Annotated in this window: 21 protein-coding genes; 17 read left to right on the forward strand and 4 right to left on the reverse strand. The window is 62.3% G+C overall.

The features are described from left to right. From M728_RS06245 to M728_RS06270, 6 genes are all read left to right on the forward strand, one after another. Positions 1–582, forward strand: a complete 582-nt coding sequence (locus M728_RS06245) for a GNAT family N-acetyltransferase (RefSeq protein WP_026623332.1) — start codon at positions 1–3, stop codon at positions 580–582. A gap of 18 nt (positions 583–600) precedes the next feature. Further along, positions 601–2,046 carry a dihydrolipoyl dehydrogenase gene (gene lpdA, locus M728_RS06250; protein WP_026623331.1) on the forward strand — a complete coding sequence of 482 codons (1,446 nt, stop codon included), beginning with the start codon at positions 601–603 and terminating at the stop codon, positions 2,044–2,046. 75 nt (positions 2,047–2,121) lie between these two features. After that, entirely contained in the window at positions 2,122–2,373 is a 252-nt protein-coding gene (locus M728_RS06255; protein WP_026614308.1) for a GlsB/YeaQ/YmgE family stress response membrane protein, read from the forward strand. A 135-nt stretch (positions 2,374–2,508) separates the two neighbouring features. Continuing rightward, positions 2,509–3,477 carry a lipoyl synthase gene (lipA, locus tag M728_RS06260; protein WP_370906465.1) on the forward strand — a complete coding sequence of 323 codons (969 nt, stop codon included), beginning with the start codon at positions 2,509–2,511 and terminating at the stop codon, positions 3,475–3,477. A 104-nt stretch (positions 3,478–3,581) separates the two neighbouring features. Next, positions 3,582–4,373, forward strand: a complete 792-nt coding sequence (locus M728_RS06265; protein WP_026623329.1) for a class I SAM-dependent methyltransferase — start codon at positions 3,582–3,584, stop codon at positions 4,371–4,373. Positions 4,374–4,531: 158 nt separating this feature from the next. Continuing rightward, positions 4,532–4,987: a type II toxin-antitoxin system RatA family toxin gene (locus M728_RS06270; RefSeq protein ID WP_026623328.1), complete on the forward strand. Its 456-nt coding sequence runs from the start codon at positions 4,532–4,534 to the stop codon at positions 4,985–4,987. Here M728_RS06270 and M728_RS06275 read toward each other — a convergent pair. Continuing rightward, positions 4,969–5,472: a CinA family protein gene (locus tag M728_RS06275; RefSeq protein ID WP_026623327.1), complete on the reverse strand. Its 504-nt coding sequence runs from the start codon at positions 5,470–5,472 to the stop codon at positions 4,969–4,971. The two genes, M728_RS06270 and M728_RS06275, sit on opposite strands and share 19 nt — an antisense overlap. Continuing rightward, the gene (locus M728_RS06280; RefSeq protein WP_026623326.1) at positions 5,472–6,686 is read right to left on the reverse strand and encodes a bifunctional 2-C-methyl-D-erythritol 4-phosphate cytidylyltransferase/2-C-methyl-D-erythritol 2,4-cyclodiphosphate synthase; all 1,215 of its coding nucleotides are present in this window, start codon (positions 6,684–6,686) and stop codon (positions 5,472–5,474) included. The genes M728_RS06275 and M728_RS06280 overlap by 1 nt, the downstream gene beginning before the upstream one ends. Before the next feature lie 9 nt (positions 6,687–6,695). Between M728_RS06280 and M728_RS06285 the strand changes: the two genes are divergently transcribed. From M728_RS06285 to hflX, 10 genes are all read left to right on the forward strand, one after another. After that, entirely contained in the window at positions 6,696–6,980 is a 285-nt protein-coding gene (locus tag M728_RS06285; protein WP_198023447.1) for a hypothetical protein, read from the forward strand. After that, positions 6,913–7,941 (forward strand): tRNA dihydrouridine synthase DusB, encoded by a 1,029-nt coding sequence (gene dusB, locus M728_RS06290; protein ID WP_026623325.1) that lies wholly within the window; start codon positions 6,913–6,915, stop codon positions 7,939–7,941. The genes M728_RS06285 and dusB overlap by 68 nt, the downstream gene beginning before the upstream one ends. Further along, positions 7,938–9,086 carry a nitrogen regulation protein NR(II) gene (locus M728_RS06295; protein ID WP_026623324.1) on the forward strand — a complete coding sequence of 383 codons (1,149 nt, stop codon included), beginning with the start codon at positions 7,938–7,940 and terminating at the stop codon, positions 9,084–9,086. Before dusB ends, M728_RS06295 begins: the two co-directional genes overlap by 4 nt. After that, positions 9,083–10,537, forward strand: a complete 1,455-nt coding sequence (ntrC, locus tag M728_RS06300; RefSeq protein WP_026623323.1) for a nitrogen regulation protein NR(I) — start codon at positions 9,083–9,085, stop codon at positions 10,535–10,537. Before M728_RS06295 ends, ntrC begins: the two co-directional genes overlap by 4 nt. A gap of 192 nt (positions 10,538–10,729) precedes the next feature. Next, positions 10,730–13,003, forward strand: coding sequence for a two-component system sensor histidine kinase NtrY (gene ntrY / locus M728_RS06305; RefSeq protein ID WP_026623322.1), 2,274 nt, complete (start codon positions 10,730–10,732; stop codon positions 13,001–13,003). After that, positions 12,993–14,357, forward strand: coding sequence for a two-component system response regulator NtrX (ntrX, locus tag M728_RS06310; protein ID WP_026623321.1), 1,365 nt, complete (start codon positions 12,993–12,995; stop codon positions 14,355–14,357). Before ntrY ends, ntrX begins: the two co-directional genes overlap by 11 nt. Before the next feature lie 80 nt (positions 14,358–14,437). Continuing rightward, positions 14,438–15,814 (forward strand): Trk system potassium transporter TrkA, encoded by a 1,377-nt coding sequence (trkA, locus tag M728_RS06315; RefSeq protein ID WP_026623320.1) that lies wholly within the window; start codon positions 14,438–14,440, stop codon positions 15,812–15,814. Between the two features lie 9 nt (positions 15,815–15,823). Then, complete coding sequence (locus M728_RS06320; protein WP_026623319.1) at positions 15,824–16,687, forward strand: D-amino-acid transaminase; 864 nt, start codon at positions 15,824–15,826, stop codon at positions 16,685–16,687. A gap of 109 nt (positions 16,688–16,796) precedes the next feature. Next, on the forward strand, positions 16,797–17,039 hold the full coding sequence (gene hfq, locus M728_RS06325) for an RNA chaperone Hfq (protein ID WP_003535434.1): 243 nt from the start codon (positions 16,797–16,799) through the stop codon (positions 17,037–17,039). Between the two features lie 6 nt (positions 17,040–17,045). Continuing rightward, complete coding sequence (gene hflX / locus M728_RS06330; protein WP_026623318.1) at positions 17,046–18,443, forward strand: GTPase HflX; 1,398 nt, start codon at positions 17,046–17,048, stop codon at positions 18,441–18,443. Between the two features lie 21 nt (positions 18,444–18,464). Here the strand turns inward: hflX and mazG are convergent, their stop codons facing one another. Both mazG and M728_RS06340 read right to left on the reverse strand, forming a co-directional pair. Further along, positions 18,465–19,298 (reverse strand): nucleoside triphosphate pyrophosphohydrolase, encoded by an 834-nt coding sequence (mazG, locus tag M728_RS06335; protein WP_026623317.1) that lies wholly within the window; start codon positions 19,296–19,298, stop codon positions 18,465–18,467. 3 nt (positions 19,299–19,301) lie between these two features. Then, positions 19,302–19,889: a deaminase gene (locus M728_RS06340; RefSeq protein WP_026623316.1), complete on the reverse strand. Its 588-nt coding sequence runs from the start codon at positions 19,887–19,889 to the stop codon at positions 19,302–19,304. Positions 19,890–20,113: 224 nt separating this feature from the next. Between M728_RS06340 and cysG the strand changes: the two genes are divergently transcribed. After that, positions 20,114–21,559: a siroheme synthase CysG gene (cysG, locus tag M728_RS06345; RefSeq protein WP_026623315.1), complete on the forward strand. Its 1,446-nt coding sequence runs from the start codon at positions 20,114–20,116 to the stop codon at positions 21,557–21,559. Positions 21,560–21,564: the final 5 nt, after the last annotated feature.

Raw genomic sequence — 21,564 nt, forward strand, 5'->3', positions numbered from 1 at the left:
ATGACGGCTGGCGCGACCCTCAGGCCCGCGAAACGGAGCGAAGCGGCGGAGCTTGCGATCCTCATCGATATCGCCTCGCACGGTTTTGCCTCCTGGCTCTGGTACGGCGGCGTGCTCAGCAAGTCGGCGGAAACCGCCTTCGAGCACGGTCGCAACCGGCTGCGGCAGGATACGGGCTTAGGCACCTGGCGCGATGCGGTGGTCGCGGAGATCGAGGACGAGATCGTCGGCGTCTCGGTCTCCTATGCGATCGACGCGTCCATTCGGGAGATCGAGCCGAAGCATCCGGTGCTCGCCCCTCTGCTTGCCCTCCAGAGCCAGGTGGTCGGTCACTGGTTCATCGATAGCCTCGGCGTCTACCGGCACCACCGCGGCAAGGGGATCGGCCGCGCGTTGCTCGAGAATGAATTTGCCCGCGCCGGACAGGCGCCGGTGAGCCTCATCACCGAAAGCCACAATGACGTGGCGCAGGCGCTCTACAAGAGGAACGGCTTCGAAGAGGTGACGCGTGCCGCGGCCGTGCCGCTCTTCGAAGACAGCAGGAAACACGATTGGGTGCTTTTCACCCGCAAGGTCGCTTGAAACAGAGGTAGGAAACACATGGCTGAGAATTACGACGTCATCGTTATCGGTTCGGGCCCGGGCGGCTATGTCACCGCCATCCGCTCGGCGCAACTGGGCCTGAAGACGGCGATCGTCGAGCGCGAGCACCTCGGCGGCATCTGCCTCAACTGGGGGTGCATTCCGACCAAGGCGCTCTTGCGCTCGGCCGAAATTCTCGACCACGCCAACCACGCCAAGAATTATGGCCTGACGCTCGAAGGCAAGATGACCGCCAACGTCAAGGACGTCGTCGCCCGTTCGCGCGCCGTGTCGGCGCGGCTGAACGGCGGCGTCGCCTTCCTCATGAAGAAGAACAAGGTCGACGTGATCTGGGGCGAGGCTAAGCTGACAAAGCCTGGCGAAATCGTCGTCGGCGCCCCGTCGAAGGCCGCCGTGCAGCCGCAGAACCCCGTTCCGAAGGGCGTGAAAGGCGAGGGCACCTACACGGCCAAACATATCATCATCGCGACCGGCGCCCGGCCGCGGGCACTGCCCGGCATCGAGCCCGACGGTAAGCTGATCTGGACCTATTTCGAAGCGATGAAGCCCGAGGAGCTGCCGAAGACCATGCTCGTCATGGGCTCCGGCGCGATCGGCATCGAATTCGCGAGCTTCTACCGCTCCATGGGCGTGGACGTGACCGTCGTCGAGCTGCTGCCGCAGATCATGCCGGTTGAGGATGCGGAGATCTCCGCCTTTGCCCGCAAGCAGCTCGAAAAGCGCGGCATGAAGATCTTCACCGATGCGAAGGTGACGAAGGTGGAGAAGGGCGCCAACGACGTGACTGCCCATGTCGAGACGAAGGACGGCAAGGTGACGCAGATCAAGGCGGACCGGCTGATCTCCGCCATCGGCGTCCAGGGAAATATCGAGAATCTCGGCCTGGAGGCGCTGCGCGTCGAGACCAGCCGCGGCTGCATCGTCACCGACGGATACGGCAGGACCAATGTCGCCGGCATCTATGCGATTGGCGACGTCGCCGGCCCGCCGATGCTGGCGCACAAGGCCGAGCATGAGGGAGTGATCTGCGTCGAGAAGATCGCCGGCGTTCCCGGCGTGCACGCGCTCGACAAGGGCAAGATCCCGGGCTGTACCTATTGCGACCCGCAGGTCGCCTCCGTCGGTCTCACCGAAGCGAAGGCCAACGAACTCGGCCGCGACATCCGCGTCGGGCGCTACAGCTTCGGCGCCAACGGCAAGGCGATCGCGCTCGGTGAGGACCAGGGCCTGATCAAGACGATCTTCGACAAGAAGACCGGCGAACTCCTCGGCGCGCACATGGTCGGCGCCGAAGTGACCGAACTCATCCAGGGCTTTGTCGTCGCCATGAACCTCGAGACGACCGAGGAAGAGCTGATGCACACGGTGTTCCCGCATCCGACGCTTTCCGAAATGATGAAGGAAAGCGTGCTCGACGCCTACGGCAAGGTGCTGAACGCGTGATGACGTGCCGCCGTCCGGAACTTTCGATCGCATCACGCATTGATTGCACGGCATTTTCAATGCGCGGAGGTCGTTATGAGTCTGAACGGAGTGGGCATCTTGGCTGCCATCATCATCGGCGGTCTTGCCGGTTGGCTGGCGGAGCAATTCATGCACAGCCAGATGGGGCTATTTGCGAATATCATCCTCGGCATCATCGGTGCGGTCGTCCTGAATTTCATCCTGGCCGCCTTCGGCTTGGCCTACACGGGATGGGTGGCCTATCTCATCATCGGCTTTATCGGCGCCTGCCTGCTGATCGCGGCGGGGCGGGCCGTCAGGGGTTAGGACTTCACTCGCCATTCACTTGCGGTCGGGCTGCCATGCAAATGGTGGCCTGACTTTTCACGTCCGGCTCGTTATATAGATCGAAAGCGGGCGCAACGGCTTAAAGCCCAGACCCGATACGATGAAGGAAGACACATGGTAACGGTTTTCGATGCGGTCTCGGATCGGGCTCAGCGCGTTCGCCACCCGGAAAAGGCGCACAGGCCGGATACGGAAGTGCTGCGCAAGCCGGACTGGATCCGCGTGAAGGCGCCGACCTCGAAGGGGTACATGGAGACCCGTTCGATCGTGAAGGGCAACAATCTCGTCACGGTCTGCGAGGAAGCCGGCTGCCCGAATATCGGCGAATGCTGGGACAAGAAGCACGCCACCTTTATGATCATGGGTGAGATCTGCACGCGCGCCTGTGCCTTCTGCAACGTCGCGACCGGCAAGCCCAACGCCCTCGATCCCGATGAGCCGGCCAATGTGGCGAAGGCTGTCAGGCAGATGGGCTTGAGCCATGTCGTCATCACCTCGGTCGACCGCGACGACCTCGATGACGGCGGCGCCGAGCATTTCGAGAAGGTGATCTTCGCGATCCGCGAGGCGTCCCCCGCGACGACGATCGAGATTCTGACGCCCGACTTCCTGAGGAAGCCCGGCGCGCTTGAGCGGGTTGTCGCCGCCAAGCCCGACGTCTTCAACCACAATCTCGAAACCGTGCCGTCCAACTATCTGACCGTGCGTCCGGGAGCCCGCTATTTCCATTCGATCCGGCTGCTGCAGCGGGTCAAGGAACTCGACCCCTCGATGTTCACCAAGTCCGGCATCATGGTCGGCCTCGGCGAAGAGCGGAACGAAGTGCTGCAGTTGATGGACGACCTGCGCACCGCCGACGTCGATTTCTTGACGATCGGCCAATACCTGCAGCCGACCCGCAAGCATCACAAGGTCGAGAAATTCGTGACGCCGGAGGAGTTCAAGTCCTACGAGACGGTCGCCTATACCAAGGGCTTCCTGATGGTTGCATCGAGCCCGCTGACCCGCTCGTCGCACCATGCCGGCGACGATTTCGCGCGGCTGAGGGCAGCGCGGGAGAAGAAGCTGGCTGCGGCGGAATAAGCCGGCAATCCGCTATTTTTAATTGAGGCTGCTCGTTTTGCTGAAGCGGGCGTGAGATTGTAAATCGCAACCTGTGGACGTGGGGTCTATCGAGGGAGGTTTCGATGCAATCCGCCGAGGTAGGTGCTTGCTGGGAGGCGAATGCCGAGAACTGGACGAAGTTCTCGCGTGCGGGCTACGACGTTTATCGCGATGCGCTGAATACGCCCGCTTTCCTAGATATGCTTCCTTCTATCGCTGGGTTGCGTGGCCTCGATCTAGGCTGCGGCGAAGGGACCAACACCCGCGGTCTTGCAGAATGCAAGGCGCGGATGACCGCGATAGATATCGCGCCGAGCTTCATCCGCCTCGCTCAGGAACAAGAGGCAGAAGATCCTCGGGGCATCCGGTACATGCTTGGCGATGGTCGAGACCTGCCTTTCGCCGACGGTGAGTTCGATTTCGTTACCGCTTTCATGTCTCTGATGGATATGCCCGACCAGCGTCGTGTCCTGCAGCAGGTCTTCCGGGTTCTCCGCGGGGGTGGCTTTTTCCAGTTCTCCATCCTCCACCCCTGTTTTGTGCCTCCGCGTCGCAAGACCATTCGTGACGAGAACGGAGACTGCCGCGCCGTCGAACTGGCGGATTATTTCGACGAGACCGACGGACAGATCGAGACGTGGCTGTTTTCGACGATTCCGTCGGAAGAACGGGAGGGTGTTGCCCCCTTTCGTGTCCCGCGCTTTCACCGGACGCTCAGTACCTGGATGACGATGATCATCGCGTCGGGTTTCTCGCTAGAGGAGTTCCGCGAGCCGATGGCGTCCGAGGAGGCTGCACGGTTGTACCCGGCCGTCGCGGACACGCGCGTTGTTCCGATATTCCTTCACATCCGCCTCAGGAAACCCCTGTCCTGATGAAATGTCCTGATGAAACATGCAGTGTCGCCCACGTTTAGAAGGCGCGCTGGGTGCCCGGAAGCTCGCGCCGAAGTCCAGATGTGTTTCCGGAGGATTACGCTCCGCAAATTCACCTCCTCCTTGATCTTCCCGCGTCGCGGCCTTAACTCCAAATCATGCCGCACTTCGAAACCAACCACGTCGTCAAGCATTCGGCCGAGCAGATGTTCGACCTCGTCGCCGATGTCGAGCGCTATCCGGAGTTCCTGCCGCTTTGCGAGGCCTTGAGCGTGCGCTCGCGCAAAGAGAGGGAAGGGAAGGTCCTGCTGATGGCGGACATGACGGTGGGATATAAGGCAGTCCGCGAAACCTTCACCACACAGGTGCTGCTGAAGAGGGCGGAGTTGTTGATCGACGTCAACTACATCGAAGGCCCGTTCAAATATCTCGACAACGTCTGGCGTTTCGAGCCTGTGAGTGAAACCCAGTCGATCGTCCATTTCTCCATCGAATACGAGTTCAAGAGCCGCATTCTCGGGGCTTTGATGGGCTCGATGTTCGACCGCGCCTTCCGCATGTTCTCGGAAGCTTTCGAAAAGCGGGCCGACGTGATCTACGGCGCCGGCGCCTGAGCGATCTCTCCAACGAGGCCGAGCGCCGTTCTAACCGCTGCCAGCCGCACCGCATCTCGGCCGATATCCCCGAAGCGCATCTCGCGATGAACAATCGCACCGTCGCGTCCGGCCGCGGCGAAATGGACGAGGCCCACCGGCTTGTCCGCTGAGCCGCCGCTCGGGCCGGCAATACCCGTGACCGCCACGGCGAAATCGGCGTCCGAATGCGAAACGGCGCCGAGGGCCATTTCCACGGCCGTCTCGCGTGACACCGCGCCGTGTGCGGCAAGCGATGCGAGCTTGACCCCAAGCATCTGGACCTTCGCATCGTTCGAATAGGTGACGAAACCGCGGTCGACGACCGAGGACGAGCCGGCGATTTCGGTCAACACCCCGGCAATCAGACCGCCGGTGCAGGATTCGGCCGTGGCAAGCTTGAGTCCGCGGGCGGTAAAGTCCTTAATGATTACCCGCGCTTTCTGCTCGATATCGGCCGGCCACATCACGTTTCACCCCGCGGGACGTAAACGACCGTCGCCGTGGCGATTGCCGCGATGCCTTCCCTTCGGCCGACGAAGCCGAGCTTCTCGTTGGTCGTCGCCTTGATTGAGCAGCGGTCGAGGGAGATATCGAGCATTGCCGCAAGGTTCTCGCGCATCTGCTGGCGATGCGGCCCGATTTTCGGGGCCTCGGCGATCAGCGATATGTCCGCGTTGGTGATGGTGCCGCCGCGCTCGCGCACGATCCGCGCCGCGTGCTCCAGGAAGATGCGGGAGGGTGCGCCCTTCCACTGCGGGTCGGAGGGCGGGAAATGATCGCCGATATCGCCAGCGCCACACGTGGCAAGCAGCGCGTCCGTCAGTGCATGCAGGGCGACGTCCGCGTCGGAATGGCCGGAGAGCTTGCGGTCGTGCGGGATGAAGACGCCGCAGAGCGTGACGCCGTCGCCCTCGACGAGCTGGTGCACGTCGTAGCCGTTGCCGGTGCGCACATCCGGAATTGCATGGCGTGTCAGCTTCTCGTCCGCCATCGAAATGTCCCTTCGCAATGTCAGCTTGATGTTGTCGGCCGATCCCTCCACCAGAAGAACCGGGATGCCGGCCCATTCGGCGATCGAGGCGTCGTCGGTGAAGTCGGCTCGGCCACTTGCGGCCGCTCGGCGGTGGGCGGAAAGGATCGTCTCCAACCGGAAGCATTGCGGCGTCTGCGCGGCATAGAGATCGGCCCGTGGGACTGTCTCTTCCACAATGCCTCCGGCTTTCCCGCGCTTCAGCGTATCGGCAACGGCGATTGCCGGAAGCAAGGCTTGCGCTCCTCGGGCGAGCGCGGCGCGGCAGCGATCGAGGAGCGCGTGATCGAAGAACGGACGCACCGCGTCATGGACCATCACATATTCGGCACCAGTGGCGACCGCCGCTTCCAGGCCCGCAAGCACCGAAATCTGGCGCGTCGGACCGCCGTGAACCACCGTCACGTCGAGGGGGCGAGACATCCGCTTGCGCGCCGATTCGAACAGCTCCTCATCGTCCGGGTGAATGACCACGACGACCGGACCCGTGCCGGGCCATGTCGCGAAAATGTCAAGCGTGTGAGCGATAACCGGACGATCGCCGATCCTGCGATATTGCTTTGGCCCTTCGGTTGACTGGCCGGCGCGCTCGCCGCGCCCGGCCGCCACGATGACGATACCGCAGGAGAACTGGTCTTCGAGTTGCATCTTCTGTAAGTGTCCCGCCGTTCGCCGATCTTTGCGGTGGTGTACCGCGAAGGTACGGTCATTGCCAGCTATCTGTGCATGTCAGGTAAAACTGTTCATCGGTATGGCCGAAATGCACGGAAAGGAAAAATTGAAGCGCGTTCACGCACTTCAAGGAATTTTGTCGAGCGCGTCAAAACCGCTTGGCAAGTTCGAGAACAGTGGCTAAAAATAGTGCAAGAATATTATGTGCCCGAAAGATATGCATTTGCCGCCATCGGCCCTCTCATCGTCGCTCAAGATCGGGAAAGTTGAAATCCGCAATCGGATAGCGCTTGCGCCGATGTCCGGGGTGACGGATTTGCCCTTTCGCATGCTTGCCTGGCGCTTCGGCGCGGGCTTTGTCGTGACCGAGATGGTGGCGAGCCGTGAACTGGTCTGCAACGCGGCCGAATCTTGGGCGCGGCTCAGGAATTCCGGTATCGATCCGCACATCGTCCAGCTTGCCGGGCGCGAGGCGCACTGGATGGCGGAGGCGGCGCGAATCGTCGAAGCCGATGGCGCGGACATCATCGATATCAATATGGGCTGCCCGGCGAAGAAGGTTACCGGCGGCTATTCCGGCTCGGCGCTGATGCGTGACCCGGACCATGCCCTTTCCCTCGTCGAGGCGACGGTGAAGGCGGCCACCGTGCCGGTAACGCTGAAGATGCGGCTCGGTTGGGACGAGAATTCGATCAATGCGCCGCTGATTGCACGGAGGGCGGAGGAGGCTGGCGTGCAGGCCATCACCATCCATGGTCGCACGCGCATGCAGTTCTACAACGGCACGGCGAATTGGGATGCGATCCGGGCGGTCCGCGAGGTGATCTCCGTTCCGCTGATAGCGAACGGCGATGTCGACACGCTGGCCGATGCCATGGAGATCCTGCGCCGGTCCGGCGCAGACGCGGTCATGGTCGGGCGGTCCTGCCAAGGGCGACCATGGCATCCGGGCGTTCTTGCGGGCGTTGCCGCTCATCCCGATGCGGCCGACATCGCCCGGATATTCGCCGAACATTACGAGATGATGCTCGAATTCTATGGCGTGGAGATCGGTCTTCGCCACGCCCGCAAGCACGTCGCCTGGTATCTGGACCGCTTCGCGGCCGATCTTCCGGTCGCGGAGAAGGCGGCGATCCTGACATCGACGGATGCGCGTCTCGTCAGTGATCGCGTGGCGGCCGCGATCGTGCGGTCTGCCGGGGAGTTCGTCAGGGAGGAGATTGCGGCATGAGCGAAATGGCAACGGCGCCGGCAGGAAGTGCCAACGACCTCTCAATGGCGGTGCTCAACGCGATCCAGAATCCGGTCATCCTCGTCGACGAAAACGGCTTCGTGGCTTTCGCGAACTGGGAGGCGGAGTCTTTCTTCGGTGCAAGCGCCAATCACCTTGCCCGGCACGATATCAGCGCCTTCATTCCGTTCGGCAGCCCGCTCCTGACCTTGATCGAGCAGGTGCGCGAGCGGCGGGCGCCGGTCAATGAATACCGGGTCGACCTGAGCTCGCCGCGCCTCGGCGCCGACAAGCTCGTCGACCTCTACGTGGCCCCTGTCCTGTCGCAGCCAGGATCGGTGGTGATCGTCTTCCAGGAACGATCGATGGCCGACAAGATCGACAGGCAACTGACGCACCGTGCCGCCGCGCGATCGGTCACGGGTCTTGCCTCGATGCTGGCGCACGAGATTAAGAACCCGCTCTCCGGCATTCGTGGCGCGGCACAGCTCCTCGAAACCTCGGTCAATGACGAGGACCGCGCGCTCACAAGGCTAATCTGCGACGAGACGGACCGCATCGTTTCGCTCGTCGACCGCATGGAGGTCTTTTCCGACGAGCGGCCCGTCGACCGCGTGCCGCTCAATATCCATTCGGTGCTCGACCACGTGAAGGCGATTGCCAAGGCTGGTTTTGCCCGCAGTATCAAGATTTCCGAGAACTACGACCCGTCGCTGCCGCCGGTCTTCGCCAATCGCGACCAGCTCGTTCAGGTCTTCCTTAACCTGGTCAAGAATGCCGCCGAGGCGATCGGCGACAGGGCAGATGGCGAGATCATGCTGACGACCGCCTATCGGCCGGGCATCCGGCTTTCGGTCGCGGGGACGCGCGAAAAGATTTCGCTCCCTCTGGAGTTCTGCGTGCACGACAACGGCCCGGGTGTTCCGGCCGATCTGCTGCCGCATCTTTTCGACCCCTTCATCACCACCAAGACGAACGGGTCGGGCCTCGGCCTGGCGCTCGTGGCCAAGATCATTGGTGGCCACGGCGGCATCGTCGAATGCGACAGTCAGCATAACCGCACCACTTTCCGCGTTCTGATGCCGGCCTCCAAAGGATTGGCGGCGGACGACGAAACTCCGATGACAAAAGGAACCAATGGATGACGGGCGCAACGATCCTCGTAGCGGATGACGACGCTGCCATTCGCACCGTGCTCAACCAGGCCCTGAGCCGTGCCGGATACGACGTGCGGATTACCTCCAATGCGGCGACCCTCTGGCGCTGGATTGCCGCCGGCGATGGCGACCTGGTCGTCACCGACGTCGTGATGCCGGATGAGAATGCTTTCGATCTCCTGCCGCGGATCAAGAAGGCGCGACCGGATCTGCCGGTGCTGGTGATGAGTGCGCAGAACACCTTCATGACGGCGATCAAGGCATCGGAGAAGGGCGCCTACGATTATCTGCCGAAGCCTTTCGACCTGACCGAGCTCATCGGCATTATCGGCCGGGCGCTTGCCGAGCCGAAGCGCCGCCCTTCCAAGCTCGACGACGACTCGCAGGACGGCATGCCGCTCGTCGGCCGCTCCGCCGCCATGCAGGAAATCTACCGGGTGCTGGCGCGCCTGATGCAGACCGACCTGACGCTGATGATCACCGGCGAATCCGGCACCGGCAAGGAACTGGTCGCGCGTGCGCTGCACGACTATGGCAAACGGAGAAACGGCCCCTTCGTCGCGATCAACATGGCGGCGATCCCGCGCGACCTCATCGAATCGGAACTGTTCGGCCATGAGAAGGGGGCATTCACAGGTGCGCAGACCCGCTCCACCGGCCGTTTCGAACAGGCCGAAGGCGGAACGCTCTTCCTCGATGAAATCGGCGACATGCCGATGGACGCTCAGACGCGGCTGCTGCGCGTGCTGCAGCAGGGCGAGTATACGACCGTCGGGGGCCGCACACCGATCCGCTCCGACGTGCGCATCGTCGCCGCGACGAACAAGGATCTGAAGCAGTCGATCAATCAGGGGCTTTTCCGCGAGGACCTCTATTATCGCCTGAATGTCGTTCCGTTGCGCCTGCCGCCGCTCAGAGACCGCGCCGAGGATATTCCGGATCTTGTCCGCCATTTCGTCCAGCAGGCCGAAAAGGAGGGACTCGATGCCAAGCGCTTCGATCAGGAGGCGCTGGAACTGATGAAGGCGCATCCCTGGCCCGGCAATGTGCGCGAGCTCGAGAACCTCATCCGCCGCCTGACCGCACTTTATCCACAGGATGTCATCACCCGCGAAATCATCGAGAACGAACTGCGCTCGGAGGTCCCCGACAGTCCGATCGACAAGGCGACGGCCCGCAACGGTTCGATGTCGATCTCGCAGGCGGTCGAGGAAAACATGCGCCAGTATTTCGCAAGCTTTGGCGATGCCTTACCGCCTTCCGGCCTTTATGACCGCGTACTCGCGGAGATGGAATATCCGTTGATTCTCGCGGCGCTGACGGCCACGAGGGGCAACCAGATCAAGGCGGCCGATCTGCTCGGTCTCAACCGGAACACGTTGCGCAAGAAGATCCGCGAGCTTGGCGTCTCAGTTTATCGCAGCTCGCGTAGCGCTTGACTGAGATGCAACACCGTTGCATTTTCGCCACAATGCGTTGCTTGAACCTCCGGTAGCGTCGATTCGACAGCGCTTCGGTTGAGCCGGTGCGCACGGGGGCCATCCTGAACGGCGCCGCGTTCAATACTTAGGTCGGGAAGCGCAGGCTTGTGCCGGTGTCGTCCGTGCGCCGGTTTGGGGGAAGCATTTTTCATGGTGGATGGAATGGCCTTGCCATTGGGCACGGAGGACGGTGTCACTGCTGCCCAGGATCGGCGAGCTTCTTTCGCTTTGCCGGGGCTGATGCTGGCGACCGGCGCGCTGATCTGTGCCACCCTGTCGCTTCTCGTACTTCTTGGTCTGACCCCCATCCGGCCCGAGCGGAACATCGTGATTGCCTGCGCCGGCATCAACGGTATCTTCGTCATTGGCCTGATCTATCTCATCGCCCGCGAGATCCTGCGGCTTTTGAGGGCGCGCAGCAAGGGAAGGGCGGCGGCGCGGCTGCATGTGCGCATCGTCGCGCTGTTCTCGATCGTTGCGATTACTCCTGCCATCCTGGTCGCGATTTTCGCCAGCATCACTCTCGACGTCGGCCTCGACCGCTGGTTCTCGCTGCGCACGCAGGCGATCGTCAGCTCTTCGCTCAATGTCGCACAGGCCTATGTGCTGGAGAATGCCAGCTATCTCCAGGGCCAGACGGTTTCGATGGCCAACGACCTCGAGCGCAATCGCCAGCTCTACAGCCTCGACCGCACCGGCTTCATCGAGCTGATGACGCGTCAGGCGCGAGGCCGCGGCATGCTCGGCGCGTTTCTTGTGCGCGCCGACGGGAGCGCCATACTTCAGGCCAATATCTCGACCGACCGGCCGCTGCCCGCCATTCCGCAGGATGCGCTGAAAAGCACCGTCGCCGGTCAGCCGACGCTTATACCTCCGGGCGTCACCAACCTGGTGGGCGCGGTCGTTCCGCTCGAGAACATTCCGGGCACTTATCTCTACACCGTGCGCAACGTCGATCCCGAAGTCATGCGCTCCATGCGGCTGATGGAGGAGAACACCGCCGAGTACAAGACGCTCGAGGCGGGGCGCACGTCGCTGCAGATCGCCTTCGGCGTCCTTTACATCGGCTTCGCTCTGATCGTGCTCCTGGCGGCGATCTGGACCGCGATCGCGGTCGCCGACCGCATCGTTCGGCCGATCCGGCAGTTGATCGGCGCGGCCGATAGCGTCGCCTCCGGCAATCTCGATGTGGTGGTGCCCGTTCGCGCCGTCGATGGCGATGTCGGTAACCTGTCGCGTACCTTCAACAAGATGGTCAGCGAGATCCGCACCCAACAGGAGCAGATCCTGGTGGCGAAGGACGAGGTCGATCAGCGGCGCCGGTTCATAGAGGCGGTGCTTTCCGGCGTCACCGCAGCGGTCATCGGCGTCGGCAGGGACCGTCGCATCACCATTTTCAATCCCTCATCCGAAGAGGTCCTCCGTAGGGACGCCGCCGGGCTCATTGGAGCGAGCCTCAGCGAGATTGCGCCGGAGATCGAAGCGGTGCTCGTCGAGGCCGAAAGCCGCTACCGCAACGATTATCGTAAGCAGATCAACATCATGCGTGGCGGAACCGAGCGGACACTGAACGTCCAGGTAACGCGGGAGGAGGGCGACGAATCGCACGGCTCCTACGTCATCACCATCGACGACATCACGGATCTGGTGATCGCGCAACGTTCCACCGCCTGGGCGGACGTCGCCCGCCGCATCGCGCACGAGATCAAGAATCCGTTGACGCCGATCCAGCTTTCGGCCGAAAGGCTGAGGCGCCGGTACGGTAAGCAGATAGACCAGGAAGACAGAGCTGTCTTCGACCAGTGCACGGACACGATCGTACGCCAGGTGGAGGACATCGGCCGCATGGTGGACGAATTCTCGGCCTTTGCGCGCATGCCCAAGCCGACGAAGGAAAAGTCCGACCTCCGGGCGATCCTGAAAGACGCCGTCTTCCTGCGCGAGATGGGCAACAACCACATCACCTTCGTGCGCGATTTCGGCGACGAACCGCTCGAGGGGCAGTTCGACAGCCGCATGCTCGGCCAAGCTTTCGGCAACATCGTCAAGAATGCGGTGGAGGCGATCGAGGCGGTGCCGGCGGGTGCGGCGCGGACAACGCCGAAAATCCTCATTCGTTCCCGGCGCGACGGCGCCACTGCACGCTATGTCGTCGATGTCATCGACAACGGCAAGGGGCTGCCGACCGAGAACCGGCACCGGATTCTGGAGCCGTACATGACGATGCGCGAGAAAGGGACGGGGCTCGGCCTCGCAATCGTCAAGAAGATCATTGAGGACCATGGCGGGCAACTGGAGCTGCACGACGCACCGGCGGATTTCGACGGCGGTGTCGGGGCGATGATCCGGGTGATTCTGCCGCCTGCCGGAGAAACCGGAGGCGAAAATACTGTGAAAGATAAGGGCAATACCAATGGCGGCTGATATTCTGGTTGTGGATGATGAGGAAGATATCCGTGAGATCGTCTCCGGTATCCTGTCGGACGAAGGCCATGAGACGCGGACCGCTTACGACAGCGACAGCGCGCTTGCGGCGATCAACGACCGCGTGCCGCGACTCATTTTCCTCGACATCTGGATGCAAGGTAGCAAGCTCGATGGGCTGGCGCTTCTCGACGAGATCAAGAGCCGCCATCCCGATTTGCCTGTGGTGATGATCTCGGGTCATGGCAATATCGAGACGGCCGTTTCCGCCATCAAGCGCGGTGCCTATGATTTCATCGAGAAGCCATTCAAGGCGGATCGGCTCATCCTCATTGCCGAGCGCGCACTCGAAAATTCGAAGCTCAAGCGCGAAGTCTCCGAACTGAAGAAGAAATCCGGAGATCCGGTGGAGCTCATCGGGACCTCCGTCGCCGTGTCGCAACTGCGCCAGATGATCGACAAGGTGGCGCCGACCAACAGCCGCATCATGATCCAGGGGCCGTCCGGTTCCGGCAAGGAACTGGTCGCGCGGATGATTCACCGCAAGTCCGCGCGAGCGAACGGTCCTTTCGTGGCGCTGAATGCCGCCGCGATCACGCCGGACAGGATGGAGATCGCTCTTTTCGGCACCGAGGGCACTGCCGGCCAGCCGCGCCGCACCGGCGCGCTCGAGGAGGCTCATGGAGGCATCCTCTATCTCGATGAGGTCGGCGAGATGCCGCGTGAGACGCAGAACAAGATCCTGCGCGTTCTCGTCGATCAGCAGTTCGAGCGCGTGGGTGGTTCGAAGCGCGTCAAGGTGGATGTCCGTATCATCTCCTCGACCGCGTACAACCTCGAGAACATGATCGCGGAAGGACTTTTTCGCGAAGACCTCTACCACCGGTTAGCGGTGATCCCGGTTCGCGTGCCGGCCCTTGCCGAGAGACGGGAGGACATCCCCTTTCTCGTCGACATGTTCATGCGCCAGGTGAGTGAACAGGCGGGTATCCGCCCGCGCAGGATGGGCGAGGATGCGCTCGCCGTGCTGCAGGCGCATGACTGGCCGGGCAACATCCGGCAGTTGCGCAACAACATAGAGCGCCTGATGATTCTCGCACGAAGCGACGGGCCGGATACGCCGATCAGCGCCGACATGCTGCCCAATGAGGTCGGAGATACCTTGCCGAAGATTTCCGCCCAGGGCGATCAGCACATTATGACCCTGCCGCTGCGTGAGGCGCGTGAAATGTTCGAGCGCGATTATTTGATCGCCCAGATCAACCGGTTCGGCGGAAATATCTCGCGCACCGCGGAATTTGTCGGCATGGAGCGCTCCGCCCTTCACCGCAAACTGAAATCGCTGGGTGTATGATTCGAAATCGGCACAGAGTGGATTTCCCGCCATGCGTCGAACGATTCGAGAAGGCCTGTCCGAGGACTTAAGGAACAGCGATGAAAGTGATCATATGCGGGGCAGGGCAAGTCGGCTACGGCATTGCCGAACGACTGTCGCGGGAGAACAATGACGTCTCGGTGATCGACACCTCCGCCGCGCTGATTGCCCACATAACCGAGACGCTGGACGTGCGAGGCTATGTCGGCCACGGCGCACATCCGGAAGTGCTGGCGAAGGCCGGCGCCGATCAGGCTGACATGATTATCGCCGTGACGCTGTTCGACGAGGTCAACATCGTCGCCTGCGAAGTGGCGCACGCGATCTTCAACGTGCCGACAAAGGTGGCCCGTATCCGGGCGCAGGCCTATCTGGCGCCGGAATATTCCGACCTCTTCTCACGCGAGAACGTGCCGATCGATGTTACGATTTCGCCGGAAATCGAGGTGGGGAGGCTCGTGCTGCGCCGTATCTCCTTTCCAGGCGCGACGGATGTCGTACGTTTCGCCGACGACCGCATCGCCATGCTGGCGATCGAGTGCATGGAGGATTGCCCTGTCGTCGACACGCCCCTCCAGCAACTGAGCGAACTCTTCCCCGATCTGCTCGCAACCGTCACCGGCATCTTCCGGGATGGCAAATTGATCATCCCGCATTCGTCCGATGAGCTGAAAACCGGCGATCTCGCCTATGTCGTCTGTGACCGCGACCAGGCGCGCCGTACGCTGGCGCTCTTCGGCCACGAGGAGCAGGAAGCGCGCAGGATCGTCATACTGGGCGCCGGCAATATCGGCTATTTCGTCGCCCGGACGATCGAGGAGCAGCAGCCCCGCATGCGGGTCAAGCTCATCGAGAGTGACCGCGATCGCGCCGTCCTCGTCGCCGACAAGCTCAACAGCGCAGTGGTCCTGCATGGCTCGGCCATGGACCAGCGGATCCTGATGCAGGCCGACGTCCAGGATGCCGATCTCGTCGTCGCGCTAACGAACAACGATCAGATCAATATTCTCGGCAGCATGATGGCCAGGCGCCTCGGGGCGAAGTCGACGCTCGTGCTGATCAACGAACCCGCCTATCAGGATTTCGCCGGCACCGCGGGGGTCGACGCCTATATCAACCCGCGGGCCGTGACCATTTCGCGTGTGCTGCAGCATGTGCGGAAGGGCCGAATCCGATCGGTCTACGCCGTCCAAAACGGTGTGGCGGAGGTGATTGAGGCGGAAGCGCTTGAAACCTCTCCGCTGGTCGGCAAGGCGCTGCGCGAGCTTGAATTGCCGGAGGGCATTCGCATCGGTGCGCTCTATCGCGACAAGGCCTATATCCGCCCCGATGGCGATACGCGGATAAAGGCGAAGGATCGCGTGGTCCTGCTTGCCGCTGCCGAAGCCGTCCGCGACGTCGAACAGCTTTTCCGAGTGAGCATCCAGTATTTCTGAGGCCGTCCCATGCCGAGAGTAGCCTATGTCAACGGGGCCTATGTACCCCACGCTGAAGCCGCCATTCACGTGGAGGATCGCGGCTACCAGTTTGCCGACGGCGTCTACGAGGTCTGCGAAGTGCGGCACGGCTTCATCGTCGATCTTCGCCGCCACCTCGATCGCCTCGACCGTTCCCTGAACGAGCTCGGCATCGGCTGGCCGATGAGCCGGGCGGCGCTGACCCATGTCATTCGCGAGGTGCTCCGCCGGAACCGGGTCAGGAACGGCCTCTTCTATCTCCAGGTCACCCGTGGGGTTGCCCGTCGGGATCACGTCTTCCCGTCAAAGGACACGCCGCCGTCGATCGTCGTCACGGCGAAGCGGACGGACGCCGCGGCGATCGCCCGGAAGAATACCGAGGGCATCTCGGCGATAACGGTGCCGGAAAACCGCTGGGATCGCGTTGACATCAAAACCGTCGGTCTCCTCCCGAACGTTCTAGCCCGCCAGAAGGCGAAGGAACTCGGCGCGCAGGAAGCAATCTTCATCGATGCGGACGGCACGGTCAAAGAAGGGGCGGCGACGAATGTGTGGATCGTCGACAGGGACGGGGTCTTGCGCACGCGCCCGGCGGAGCATGGCATTCTCCGCGGCGTGACGCGGACGACGCTCATGGACGTGGCAAAGCCGCTCGGCGTGAAGATTGAGGAAAAGGCTTTTTCTGTGGAGGAAATGCTTGCGGCCCGGGAGGTTTTCGTGACCGCCGCCACCAGCATTTGTTTCCCGGTTGTCTCCATAGACGGGAAGACCATCGGCAACGGCCATCCGGGAAGCATAGCGCAGAATATTCGCGAAGCCTTTTTCGACATTGCGGAAAAGACATTGATTTGATACCAAACTTGGAGAGGTGTCGGGGACGGTACTGTGACGCCTCGAAATCGCAGAATTTGACAAAAGGCCCCGGCGAAAAACGGCCGGCAAATAAGAAAGAAGCGGCGCGATGGCGGAACGTTCTCAAAACTTGCAGGATCTCTTTCTCAATACGGTCCGCAAGCAAAAGATTTCTTTGACCATTTTCCTCATCAACGGCGTCAAACTGACGGGTGTCGTAACATCGTTTGACAATTTCTGTGTCCTGTTGCGCCGCGACGGCCATTCCCAGCTCGTCTACAAACACGCCATCTCGACGATCATGCCGGGCCAACCGCTGCAGATGTTCGAGAATGAGGAAGCAGCATCCTGACGGGACGTGAGGAACATTACCAAGCGTGATTCAAAATCGTCGTCGATCATCCCGGAGCTGGAGCGGCTCCGCGACGACACGCGCGCCGTCGTCGTCGTTCCGGTCCTGAAGAAGACCGGCAAACCATCCGCGGATGTCCTGACGCAGCCGATTACGCGTTCCGACGAGAGCCGGCTGGAAGAGGCGACGGGTCTGGCGCTTGCCATCGATCTCGACGTCGTTCACGGCACGATCGTGCCCGTCGCCCAGCCGAAACCCGGCACGTTGCTCGGCAGCGGCAAGATCGAGGAGATCGGCCATATCCTGAGCGAGAAGGACGCGGGCCTGGTGATCGTCGACCACCCCCTGACACCGGTCCAGCAGCGCAATCTCGAAAAAGAATGGAACGCCAAGGTCATCGACCGTACGGGCCTCATTCTCGAAATCTTCGGCAGGCGCGCCTCCACCAAGGAAGGTACGCTTCAGGTCGACCTTGCCCATCTCAACTACCAAAAGGGCCGCCTGGTAAGGAGCTGGACCCACCTCGAACGCCAGCGCGGCGGGGCGGGCTTCATGGGCGGTCCGGGTGAAACGCAGATCGAAGCTGACCGCCGCCTGCTGCAGGAGAAGATCGTGCGGCTGGAGCGCGAGCTGGAGCAGGTGCGCCGCACCCGGCAACTTCACCGTTCGAAGCGCAAGAAGGTGCCGCACCCCATCGTAGCTCTGGTCGGCTATACGAACGCCGGTAAGTCGACGCTTTTCAACCGGATGACCGGAGCGGGCGTGCTCGCCGAGGACATGCTTTTCGCAACGCTCGACCCGACGCTCCGGCGCCTGAAGCTGCCGCACGGGCGCATGGTCATCCTCTCGGACACCGTAGGCTTCATCTCCGATCTTCCGACGCATCTGGTCGCGGCCTTCCGCGCCACGCTCGAAGAAGTCCTCGAAGCCGACCTGATCCTGCATGTCCGCGACCTCTCCGATCCCGACAATCAGGCGCAGGCGGGTGACGTGTTGCGTATCCTTGCCGATCTCGGCATCGGCGAGAAGGAGGGGGCCGAGCGCATCGTCGAAGTCTGGAACAAGATCGACAAGCTCGAGCCGGAGGTGCGAGAGGCGCTGGTAAAGAAGGCTGCCCTTGCCGAGAACACCGTCGCGGTCTCCGCAATCACCGGCGACGGTGTCGACGAGCTTCTTGCTGAAATCGGCCGGCGCCTTTCAGGCGTCATGACAGAATGCACGGTCGTCCTCGGTCTTGATCAACTGCAATTGCTGCCTTGGGTCTACGAGCATGCGATCGTGGATGGGCGCGAAGACCTCGAGGACGGACGGGTCGGCCTCGACCTGCGGCTGACCGAAGCGGAGGCCGCAGAGCTCGAGAGGCGATTGGGCAACGGACCGAAAGCGATCGAAGAGGATTGGTGAAATTGACGTAACGGTATGCCGCTACGTCAATTGTCTCTCGATCGCCTTCGCCGCCTGCCAGAGTTCTTCCATGCGCTCCAGCGAAGCGGCATCGAGCGTCTCGCCGCCCGCTTCCAGCTCCTGTTCGATGTGGCCGAAGCGGCGTCGAAACTTGGTGTTGGTACCGCGCAGCGCCATTTCCGGGTCGGTGCCGATGTGACGGCCGATATTAACCATTGCGAAGATAAGATCGCCGAGTTCGTCCGCGACCTTTCGCTGGTCCCCATCCTTGAGCGCTTGCCGCAACTCGCCGATCTCTTCCTCGATCTTGTCGAGGATCGGCTCCGGTTCCGACCAGTCGAAACCGACCTTTGCCGCACGTTCCTGAAGCTTCAGGGCTTCCACAAGCGCCGGGAAACTCCGCTGAACGGAGCCGAGATGGCCGGCTTCCGTTTCTTGCGGCTGACCGCGCTTCAGGCGCCGCTGCCGTCGGTCCGCCTTTTCCGCCTGCTTGATCTCTTCCCATTGCAGCTTCACGGCCTCCGGCGTCTCCGCGTCGGAGCGGGCGAAGACATGCGGATGGCGGCGGATCATCTTGCGGGTGATGGCTTCGACGACGTCGCCGAAGGAAAATTCGCCTGCCTCCTCCGCCATGCGTGCATGGAACACGACCTGCAACAGCAGATCGCCGAGCTCGTCGCAGAGATCGTCCATGTCGTGGCGCTCGATCGCGTCGGCAACCTCATAGGCCTCTTCGATCGTGTAGGGCTTTATCGTTTCGAAGGTCTGGACGACGTCCCAGGGGCAGCCGGTCTCGGGGTCGCGAAGGGCGGCCATGATCTCGAGCAGGCGTTGAATGTCGCGTGAGGGTTCCATGGTTCAGTTCAACGGTATCGCGTTCTTGTCCTTGCCCGCTTGGTAGCTGTCGGACAGATGATCGTAGCGCTCGCGAATGCGGGCCTTCCGGGCTGCGAGCCGTTCCTTCGTCTCCGGATCGGCATCTCCGAGAAGCGCCGCGATCGATGCCGATGCCCAGAAGGCATTCTCCCGGGCATAGCCACCGGGCTCAAGACGGAAGACTTCCTTGAGGATCTTGAGATCGTGCGGGATCGAGAAGCTGTCGCGCGAATCCTCGTGGCTGAAGAGATAATAAAAATTGTCGAACCCGGCCCAGGTGATGGCCGAGAGACACATGGAGCAGGGTTCATGCGTCGACAGGAAGATCAGTTCGCGCGTATCGGGCTTGTCGGCGAGCTCGTAGAAGCGCTTGAGCGTGTGGACCTCGCCGTGCCACAGCGGGTTTGCCGTCTCGTTGTTGGTTTCGGCGAGCACCAGCGAAAGATCGGATTTGCGCAGGATAGCGGCGCCGAAGACCTTGTTGCCGGCGGCCACGCCCCTCTCGGTGAGCGGCAATATATCGTTCTCGATGACCGTGAGCAGGCGCTCGGCCAGTTCGCACTGTTTCATGTCTGGAGCCTCCGGCTGTCCGCCGGCATTTAACGGAGATCGCGCCAACGGTGCAATGGCCGGACTGCCTATCGGCCTCGGCCTTCGGAGATATTTGCTCAAAAAGATTGGCTGTCGAGCAAAACAATACGTGACCCTAAAAGCAATGAAATTTCTGTTTCTTCAATTGTCGCCGCCTATAGGGGATATTCGCCGCAGCCTGTAGAAGGAGCCGCCCCCTTAATATGTCGCAGCAATTGTCTGTTTTCCCGGCATTCTTTCGCGTCGCGCAGAAAAGCGTGGCGGTGTTCGGCAATGGGGACGAAGCCTTCGCCAAGGTACGGCTGCTTTTGAACACCGAGGCGCATATCGTCGCCTATGCCGATTACCCGGAACCCGCCTTCGCGGCTTTCCTGAAAACCAATGGCATCGCGACGGTTCGCGAGCCTTTTGCCGCCCACCAGGTGGAAGGTGCGGCTCTTGTCTTCGCTGCGACCGGCCATCCGGCGGCTGACCGGACGATCGTCGCGGCGGCGCGCGAGCGGAAGATTCCCGCGAACGCTGTCGATCAGCCGGACTATTGCGATTTCCTGACGCCGGCGCTCGTCAACCGCGCGCCGGTCGCCGTCGCGATCGGCACGGAAGGGGCAGGGCCGGTTCTGGCCCAGATGATCCGTGCGCAGATCGACCAGTTGCTCTCGCCGTCGCTTGGACTCGTCGCTTCGCTGGCGGCGAATTATCGCGAAGCGGTCGATCGCCTCGTGCCGCGCGGCGTCGCGCGCCGCGTTTTCTGGCGGCGCTTCTTCTCGGGTCCGGTCGCCGATAATGTCGCCCTCGGCGACTTCGCGTCCGCCCGCCGCGAGGCCTCGCGGCTTCTCAATGAGGCCGAACGCGTTTCCGGGCATGTCTGGTTGGTCGGTGCCGGTCCTGGCGCCGAAGATTTGCTGACGCTGAGGGCGCAGCGGGTGATGATGGAAGCCGACGCGATCGTCTATGACGCGCTCGTGCCCCAGGCGATCGTCGACATGGGCCGGCGCGACGCAGAGCGTCTGTCCGTCGGCAAGCGCAAGGGCTGCCATACCAAGTCGCAGGGCGAGATCAACCAATTGCTGGTGAAGCTTGCCGGCGAAGGCAAGCGCGTCGTTCGGCTGAAATCGGGCGATCCCCTGGTTTTCGGCCGCGCCGGCGAGGAAATGGCCGCGCTGCGCGAGGCGGGCATCAGTTACGAGATCGTGCCGGGCATCACCTCCGCCTTTGCTGCTGCTGCCGATTTCGAGTTGCCGCTGACGCTTCGCGGCGTCGCGTCTTCGCTGGTCTTCACGACAGGGCATGATCTTGCTGGCGACGTGCTTCCCGACTGGGCGCGGCTTGCCGTTTCCGGCGCGACGATCGCGGTCTATATGGGGCGCACCGTGGCTGCTTCGGTCGCTGGCCGCCTCATGGAGGCGGGCCTGCCTCCGGAGACGACCGTGGCCGTAGTCGAGAACGCCAGCCGCGCTGAGCGCCGCCTGCTGCACGGCACGCTCAAGGATCTGCCGGACCTCGAAGCCCGTACGGAACTCGACGGACCGGTCATGGTGATCATTGGCGACGCGGTTGCCGGCGCCAACTTCGGCCGGTCGGAGCCGCTTGCGGCCGGCCGCCGGCAAGCCAGCGACGCCGCGAAGCGCACGGAACGAATTGGGAATTGAGGACG

The organism is Ensifer sp. WSM1721 (assembly GCF_000513895.2).
Classification (GTDB): Bacteria; Pseudomonadota; Alphaproteobacteria; order Rhizobiales; family Rhizobiaceae; genus Sinorhizobium.